At 73.1% G+C, this 7,686-nt stretch carries 8 protein-coding genes; 2 read left to right on the top strand and 6 right to left on the bottom strand.

Going from position 1 to position 7,686, the window contains the following annotated elements:
- Together GTW43_RS26035 and GTW43_RS26040 are read left to right on the top strand one after the other, a co-directional pair.
- On the top strand, positions 1–745 hold a 745-nt coding region (locus tag GTW43_RS26035; RefSeq protein WP_202501946.1), incomplete at its 5' end, for an FAD-binding domain-containing protein.
- Positions 746–854: 109 nt separating this feature from the next.
- Positions 855–1,640, top strand: a complete 786-nt coding sequence (locus tag GTW43_RS26040) for an SAM-dependent methyltransferase (protein ID WP_161304425.1) — start codon at positions 855–857, stop codon at positions 1,638–1,640.
- Here the strand turns inward: GTW43_RS26040 and GTW43_RS26045 are convergent.
- From GTW43_RS26045 to GTW43_RS26070, 6 genes are all read right to left on the bottom strand, one after another.
- Positions 1,613–3,580: an acetoacetate--CoA ligase gene (locus GTW43_RS26045; RefSeq protein ID WP_161304426.1), complete on the bottom strand. Its 1,968-nt coding sequence runs from the start codon at positions 3,578–3,580 to the stop codon at positions 1,613–1,615. The genes GTW43_RS26040 and GTW43_RS26045 overlap by 28 nt on opposite strands.
- Positions 3,577–4,185 carry an alpha/beta hydrolase gene (locus GTW43_RS26050; RefSeq protein ID WP_161304427.1) on the bottom strand — a complete coding sequence of 203 codons (609 nt, stop codon included), beginning with the start codon at positions 4,183–4,185 and terminating at the stop codon, positions 3,577–3,579. The genes GTW43_RS26045 and GTW43_RS26050 overlap by 4 nt, the downstream gene beginning before the upstream one ends.
- Entirely contained in the window at positions 4,182–5,471 is a 1,290-nt protein-coding gene (locus GTW43_RS26055) for an MFS transporter (protein ID WP_343246118.1), read from the bottom strand. Before GTW43_RS26055 ends, GTW43_RS26050 begins: the two co-directional genes overlap by 4 nt.
- Complete coding sequence (locus GTW43_RS26060; RefSeq protein WP_161304428.1) at positions 5,455–6,330, bottom strand: TauD/TfdA family dioxygenase; 876 nt, start codon at positions 6,328–6,330, stop codon at positions 5,455–5,457. The genes GTW43_RS26055 and GTW43_RS26060 overlap by 17 nt, the downstream gene beginning before the upstream one ends.
- An 11-nt stretch (positions 6,331–6,341) precedes the next feature.
- Complete coding sequence (locus tag GTW43_RS26065; RefSeq protein WP_161304429.1) at positions 6,342–7,313, bottom strand: quinone oxidoreductase; 972 nt, start codon at positions 7,311–7,313, stop codon at positions 6,342–6,344.
- 22 nt (positions 7,314–7,335) lie between these two features.
- Positions 7,336–7,686 (bottom strand): 3-keto-5-aminohexanoate cleavage protein (locus GTW43_RS26070; RefSeq protein ID WP_161304430.1); only part of this gene is annotated, 351 nt, incomplete at its 5' end.

Consider the following 7,686-nt stretch of genomic DNA (forward strand, 5'->3'; position numbering starts at 1 on the left):
CTGGCTGCGCAGCGGGATCGACGCGTACGAGGAGCTGCACGACGCGCTCGCCGAGGACGGCACCTCGCGCCTGTCGCCGCACCTGCACTTCGGCACGCTCTCTCCCGCCGAACTCGTGCGACGGGCCTGGGACGCCGGGGGCCCGGGCGCCGAGGCCTTCGTCCGGCAGCTGGCGTGGCGCGACTTCCACCAGCAGGTGCTCGCCGCCCGACCGTCGGCCGCGCACCGCAACTACCGCACCAGGGGCGACCGTTGGCGCACCGGAAGGGCCGCGGAGCGGGACGTGGCGGCGTGGCGGGACGGCCTGACCGGCTACCCGGTGGTCGACGCCGCGATGCGCCAGCTGCGGCACGAGGGCTGGATACACAACCGCGGCCGGCTCCTGGCGGCCGGCTTCCTCACGAAGACGCTGTACGTGGACTGGCGCACCGGCGCCGACCACTTCCTGTCGCTCCTGGTCGACGGGGACGTGGCGGAGAACCAGCTGAACTGGCAGTGGGCGGCGGGCACCGGCACCGACACCCGTCCCAACCGGGTCCTGAACCCGGTGACGCAGGCGCGGCGCTTCGACCCGCAGGGCGCCTATGTCCGGCGCTGGGTACCGGAGTTGGCGGACGTCGCGCCCCGCGCCGTGCACGAGCCGTGGAAACTGCCCGCGCGGGAGCGCGAGCGGCTCGACTACCCGGAGCCGATCGTGGACCTGGCCGACGGCCTCGCCCGCTTCAAGGCGGCCCGGGACCGGTGAATGCGGCGCGGGTCCGGCCGGACGCAGCCGGTGACAACTCTGCGCAAAGGCCTGGCCAATGACATAATCGCCGGGTCCTTCACCGTCCGAGCACACGCTGGAGTCAGACATGACGGCACCGTCATCGCCGAGCCGTATCGACACGAGCAAGCCGCACCCCGCCCGTGTCTACGACTGGCTCCTGGGCGGCAAGGACAACTACCCGGTCGACCAGGAGGTGGCGGAGAAGCTGCCCCCCGAGGCGCGGCACAACGCGATGCGCAACCGCGCCTTCATGCACCGCGCCGCCGCCTGGCTCGCGGAGAACGGCATCGACCAGTTCCTCGACATCGGCACCGGCATCCCGACACGGCCGAACCTGCACCAGATCGTGCAGCGGATCGTCCCCTCCGCCCGGGTCGCCTACGCCGACAACGACCCGATCGTGCTGCGCCACGCCGAGGCCCTGCTGGTCAGCAGCCCGGAGGGGGCGACGGACTACATCGAGGCCGACGTCCGCGACCCGGCCGCGATCCTCGACCACGCGCGCACGTTCCTCGACTTCGACCGGCCCCTCGCGCTGTCCATGATCGCGCTGATGCACTTCATCACCGACGAGGAGGACCCGTACGGGCTGACCCGCACCCTCGTCGACGCGCTCCCCTCGGGCAGCTACCTGGTGCTGTCGCACGGCACGACGGACGAGCACCCGCACCTGGCCACGTCCGTCAAGAACACCTACCGCAAGGGCGAGATCCCGCTCCGGATGCGCACCCGCGCCGAGATCGAGCCGTTCTTCGAGGGCCTCGAGCTCGTGGACCCGGGCCTGGTCACGGCGACCCACTGGTACCGCACCGGTCCGGCACCGGCCGAGGAGCTGAGCGGGTTCTACGTGGGCGTGGCGCGGATTCCGTAGCCGGACCGGGCGGCGAAGTCGGCGAACCAGGGCAGCAGGTCGGGCCGGGTCACCGTGCCGTCGGCGACCACGTCCGCGACGCGGGCGCCCTGGAGGATGCGCTTGACGGGCACCTCCAGCTTCTTGCCGGTGAGCGTACGGGGCACGGCCTCGACGGGGACGACGACGTCGGGGACGTGCCGGGGCGACAGCTGCCGCCGGATCGCGGACACGATCTCGTCGCGCAGCGCGTCGTCGAAGCGCTCCCCGGGCGCCGGCACGACGAACAGCGGCATGGCGTAGCCGCCGTCGGGCAGTTCGGCGCCGACGACGAGGCTGTCCGCGACCCGGGGCAGCCGTTCGACGACGGCGTACAGGTCGGCGGAGCCCATGCGCACGCCCATCCGGTTGAGGGTGGCGTCGGAGCGTCCCGCGACCTGGACCGACAGGTCCTCGTGGACGGTGACCCAGTCGCCGTGCCGCCACACGCCGGGGTAGTGGTCGAAGTAGCTCGCCCGGTACCGCGCGTGCCCGGGGTCGCCGACGAAGCGGAGCGGCATCGAGGGCATCGGCGCGGTGACGACGAGCTCGCCCTGCTCTCCCACGACGGGGCGCCCCTCGGCGTCCCAGGCGGCGAGCGCGACGCCCAGGGCCGGTCCGGCGAGCCGGCCGGTGTGTTCGGGCAGCAGGGCCGAGTCGCCGGCCAGCACGGAGCAGATGTCCGTGCCGCCGCAGATCGACTGGAGCCGGGCCCCGGGTGCCGCCCGCTCGCGGACCCAGCGCCAGGTGCTGTCGGGCATGGCCGAGCCGGTCTGCAGGACGGAACGGACGGCTCCCAGTCCGTGGTCGCGGGCCGGGTGGGACCCCGCCTTCTCGCCGGCGGTCAGGTACGCGGCGCCGACGCCCACGACAGTGGCCCCGGTGCGTTCCGCGATCCGCCAGACTCCGTCGGCGCCCGGGTGGGTGGGGCTGCCGTCGTACAGGACGAGCGTGCTGCCGTGCAGGAGGCCGCCGACCATGAGGTTCCAGACCATCCAGCTGGTGGAGGTGTGGAACAGGAACCGGTCCTCCTCGCGCAGTCCGATGCCGAGGCCGAGGGCCTTGAGCAGCTCGACGACGATGCCGCCGTGACCGTGGACGATGCCCTTGGGGACACCGGTGGTGCCGGAGGACCACAGGATCCACAGCGGGTGGTCGAAGGCGACGTCGGCGAAGACCAGGGACGCCTCGCGAGCCGCCGCAGCGGACCAGGAGTGCCGGGCCACGTCCGCCCGCGGGACGCGGTCCGGACCCTCCCCGCCTGCGTACAGCCGGTCGACGCGGACGAGATGACGCACGGTGGGCAGTCCCGCGAGCAGCTCCGCCGTCCTGGGCCGGCAGTCGTACGCGGTGCCCGCGTAGCGGTAGCCGTCGGCGGCCACGAGCACCTTCGGCCCGGCCTGGCGGAGCCGGTCGAGGACACCGGCGGTCCCGAAGTCCGGCGAACAGACGGTCCATGTGGCACCGATGGCGGCGGTCGCGAGGAGGGCGACGACGGCCTCGGGGATGTTCGGCAGGTATCCGGCGACGCAGTCCCCCGGTCCGACGCCGAGGTCGCGCAGGGTGGCCGCGACGCCCGCCACCTCGGCGGCGAGCCTGCGCCGGGTGAAGGTCTCGGGGTCACCGGTCTCGGCGACGGCGACGAGGGCCGGGAGGCTGTCGTCGGCGTGGGTGAGGCACTGCCGGGCGAAGTTGAGCCGGGCGCCAGGGAACCAGGTGGCGCCCGGCATCGCCGCGTCGGCGAGGACCTCGTCGTAGGTGCTGACCTCGCCGAGTCCGTAGTAGTCCCACACGGCGGACCAGAACTCGGGCAGGTTCCCGGTGCTCCAGCGCCACAGCCGGGCGTAGTCGGGCAGGTCGAGGCCGCGTTCCCGGTGCAGCCAGTCCTGGAAGTCGGCGATGTTCGAGGGGTGTCCGGTCACTGCACGGCCTCCCTGCGCGTGAAGGTGGCGCCGTCGAGTTCCCCGAGGAGGCGCAGGGCCTGCGGCCACGGGCCGTGTCCGGACGCCGGATTGAGATGGCCGACCGGTCCGAGGTCGACGAGCCGGCTGCCCCAGTCGGCGGCGAGGGCGGCGATGCGGCCGGTGCGGCGGGCCAGCGGGTCGTCACTGCTCGACGCGACGATGCTGGGAAAGGGCAGCCGGGTGCGCACGACCGGCAGCCAGCCGTGCTCGCGGAGGGTCGCCGGGTCGGGGTGTCCGTCCGGCAGGGGGCTGTCGAAGTCGGGTGGCGTCGCGAGGAGCGCACCGCGCACGGGCCGGTCGTGGGTGACGGCCCAGTGGACGGTGGTGTGCACGCCGGCGCTGTGCGCGACGAGCACGACGGGGCCCGGTGCGGCGGCCACGACGGCGTCGAGCGCGGCCACCTGGGCGGCGCGGCTGAGCCGGCCGGCGGTGAGGGGCGGGACGGTCACGGATCCGGGGAGCCGGGCGGCGAGGTGGGTCTGCCAGTGGTCGGCGACGTGGTCGCGCAGTCCGGGGACGAGCACGACCGTGGCGGCCGTGCTCGTCCGTGAGGCGGGGTTCATGTGGGGAGCTCCGTCGTGGTGAGGGGCCGGGCCGGGACAGGAACGCGCAGGTCCGCGGCGTAGCGGCGGCGGCCGATGGCGAAGGCCAGGGCGGCCGGGAGGGAGACGAAAGGGATCACGCCCAGTGCGGCGTGCAGGCCGATCCGGTCGGCGAGCAGGCCGGTCACGGCCGGGCCGGGGGCGAGACCGATGAGGCTGTTGGCGAGCGTGAGGGTGGCCATCGCGGTGGCCACCACGGCCGGCGGGGTCAGGCTGACCACCATGGCGGCGGCCGGTCCCGCCGTGGCGTTGGACAGCAGCGTCCCGGCACCGATCAGCAGCAGTTGCGCCGCTCCGTTCGGGAGGTGGAAGCCCGTGCCGAGCAGGACGAGGGAGCCGGTGCTGCACAGGACGGCGAGGGTCCACTTGTGGTGGGTGTCGCGCCGTCCGAGCCGGTCGCTGACGAGTCCGCCGCCGACCATGCCGACGCCGGTGACGAGCGCGAACACCCCGGCCACGAGTCCCGCCCGGTCGGTCGACAGCCCGTAGGAGCGGTCGAGGTAGCTGGGCATCCAGGCGAGCAGGGCCATGGCGAGGAACATCTGGAGTCCGCTGCCGAGGTAGGCGCAGCGCACCGAGGCGGTGGAGAACAGACGCGGCAGCAGGGACCGTACCGGTCCGTCCGCCCCCGGCGCGTCGCCCCGGTCGAGACAGGCACGGGCCAGGCGTCCCTCGGTGACGACGATGCTGTACACCCCCGCGAGGGCGAGCCCGAACAGGCCCATGACCGCGAACGTCCAGCGCCAGCCCAGGTGCTGGGCGACGACCCCGCCGACGGACACGCCGAGCACCGAGCCGAAGGCTCCGCCCGCGATGAACGCACCGGACAGCGTGGCACGCATCGTCGCGGGGAACACGCTGATGACGACGGCGATGCCGACACTGCCGTACGCCGCCTCGCCGACCCCCACCAGGAAGCGGCCGAGGAACATCTGGCCGTAGCTCGCGGCGACGGCGCAGCCGAGCGTCGCCAGGCTCCAGACCACCGCCGCCAGGACCAGGCTGCGCGCCCGGCCCCAGCGGTCGGCGAGCAGGGACAGCGGAAAGGTGAGGACGCCGACCATGAGGGCGACGATGCCGCTCAGCGAGCCCAACTGGGCGTCGGTGAGCATCCACTCGGCCTTCAGCAGCGGAAAGACCGCGTTGAGGACCTGCCGTGACATGTAGTCGGAGAGCAGCAGGCCGAAGCTGAGGCCGAACACGATCCACGCGTATCCGCGCGACACGGCTCTACTGGGGCCGGTCACCGGCGATCCCGGCGCGCTCCATCTTGCGGACGGCGGGCCAGTAGTCCTGGACCGCGTAGTGCTGGGTGGAGCGGTTGTCCCAGAGGGCGACGCTGTTCGCCGTCCACCGCCAGCGGACCTGGTACTCGGGCACGGCGGCCTGGCTGATCAGGTAGTTCATCAGCAGGTTGGCGCCCGGCGCGTGGTCCTGGCCGAACCGCACGTTGTCGGGGGTGTGGTGGTTGACGAAGTGCGTCGTGAAGGCGTTGACGAAGAGGATCTTCTCGCCGGTCTCGGGGTGGGTGCGCACGACCGGGTGCTCCGGATCGGGATAGCGCTCCTTGAGGCGGCGTCGCTCGTCGGGCGGCAGGACGGCGCCGAAGCTGGCCTCGATGCTGTGCCGGGCGCGCAGTCCGTCGATCTGTGTGCGGATGTGCGCGGGCAGCCGGCGGTAGGCCTCGGCCATGTCGACCCAGATGGTGTCGCCCCCGACCGCCGGGGTCTCGACGCAACGCAGGACGGCGCCCATGGGCGGGTGTGCGCGCCAGGTCGCGTCGCAGTGCAGGGCGTTCTCGTAGTGCTCGGGCTTGCTGTCGAGGTCCTTGTAGATGCGGACGAGCCCGGGGTGGTCGGGGTCGCTGCCGAGGACGGGGTGGTCCTCGAGCGGGCCGAGCCGGGAGGCGAACGCGACGTGGTCGGCGCGGCTGAGGTTCTGGTCGCGCAGGAACAGCACCTTGTGGCGGAGCAGGAGCTGCCTGATCTGCGCGAACAGGTCGTCGTCGTGCACGGCGTCGCCGAGCTGGACTCCGTGCAGCTGGGCGCCGAGGGTGCAGGTGAGGGGTTCGACGTCGATCCTGGTGCGGACGGTGGTCGGTGTCATGTGCGCGCTCCTCAGGGAATCAGGACGGAGGAGCCGGTGGTGAGCCCGGACTCCAGGGCACGGTGGGCCGCCACCGCGTCCGTCAGGGCGTGCCGCCCGTCGATGCGGATGCGGATGCGGCCGCTGCCCACGTGGTCGAAGAGTTCACCGGCGAGGGCGGACCGCTCGGCGGGGTCCGCGATGTAGTCGGCGAGGGCGGGCCGGGTGACGAACAGGGAGCCGCGGACGGCCAGTTGCATGGCGTCCAGCGGCGGGACGCCGGAGGCGGTGCCGAAACAGACGAGGAGTCCGCGGCGGCGCAGCGAGGCCATCGAGCCGTCGACGGTGTCCTTGCCGATGCTGTCGAGGACGAGGGGGACGCCCTCGCCGCCGGTCAGTTCGCGTACCCGTGCCGCCACGTCCTCCTGCCGGTACAGGACGGTGTGGTCACAGCCGTGGGCGCGGGCGAGTTCGGCCTTCTCCTCGGTCGAGACGGTGCCGATGACGGTGAGGCCGAGCAGCTTGGCCCACTGGCACACGATGAGTCCGACGCCACCGGCCGCGGCGTGCAGCAGGATCGTGTCGCCCGCCTCGAGGGGATGGATGCGGCGCAGCAGGTACGCGGCGGTGAGGCCGCGCATGGTCATGGCGGCGGCGGTCTCGCTGTCGATGGCGTCCGGCAGCCGGATCAGTGATGCGGCGGGCATGACGCGTTCGGTGCTGTAGGCGCCGAGCGGGCTGCCGGTGTAGGTGACACGGTCCCCGGCCCGGACGTGGGTGACGCCGGGCCCGGTGGCCTCGACGACTCCGGCGGCCTCGACGCCGAGGCCCGCGGGCAGCGGGGCCGGGTAGAGGCCGGTGCGGAAGTAGATGTCGGCGAAGTTCAGTCCGACGGCCTCGTGCCGGACACGGACCTCACCGGGCCCGGGGGCCCCGACGGTGACGGTCTCGAGCCGCAGGACGTCGGGGCCGCCGGTCTCGTGGAAGCGGATGGCGTGTGCCACGGTGGTTCTCCTGTACGGCGGTTCAGCGGGTGGTGTCGCGGAGCATGAAGCCGCGCTGTCCGGGGCGGCGGTTGGGCACCATGCCGAGCCGGTCCAGGGTCTGTTCGGCGTCCGCGTAGTACTCGCCGATGTGGTAGATCTCCTTGGCCTCGGCGCCGGTGGCGACGTCGCGGCCGAGCGCGTCGGCGATCCGCACCATCTGCTCGACCTGGCGCACGGAGCTCATGGGCTCGCCCTTGCGGGCCCACAGGTTGTCCTCGTTGCCGACGCGGACGTGGACACCGAGGGCGATGGCCACGGCGTTCATCGGGGCGACGGCGCGCATGGACGACTCGACGGTGAGGACGGCGCCGTCGGGGACGCGCCGGATGAA

Source organism: Streptomyces sp. SID5785, assembly GCF_009870065.1.
Classification (GTDB): Bacteria; Actinomycetota; Actinomycetes; order Streptomycetales; family Streptomycetaceae; genus Streptomyces.

What these genes read in the sequence shown, in the direction of transcription:
- GTW43_RS26040 (WP_161304425.1), top strand. Translation starts at nt 855, where the DNA reads ATGACGGCACCGTCATCGCCGAGCCGTATCGACACGAGCAAGCCGCAC.
- GTW43_RS26050 (WP_161304427.1), bottom strand. Translation starts at nt 4,185, where the DNA reads ATGAACCCCGCCTCACGGACGAGCACGGCCGCCACGGTCGTGCTCGTC.
- GTW43_RS26060 (WP_161304428.1), bottom strand. Translation starts at nt 6,330, where the DNA reads ATGACACCGACCACCGTCCGCACCAGGATCGACGTCGAACCCCTCACC.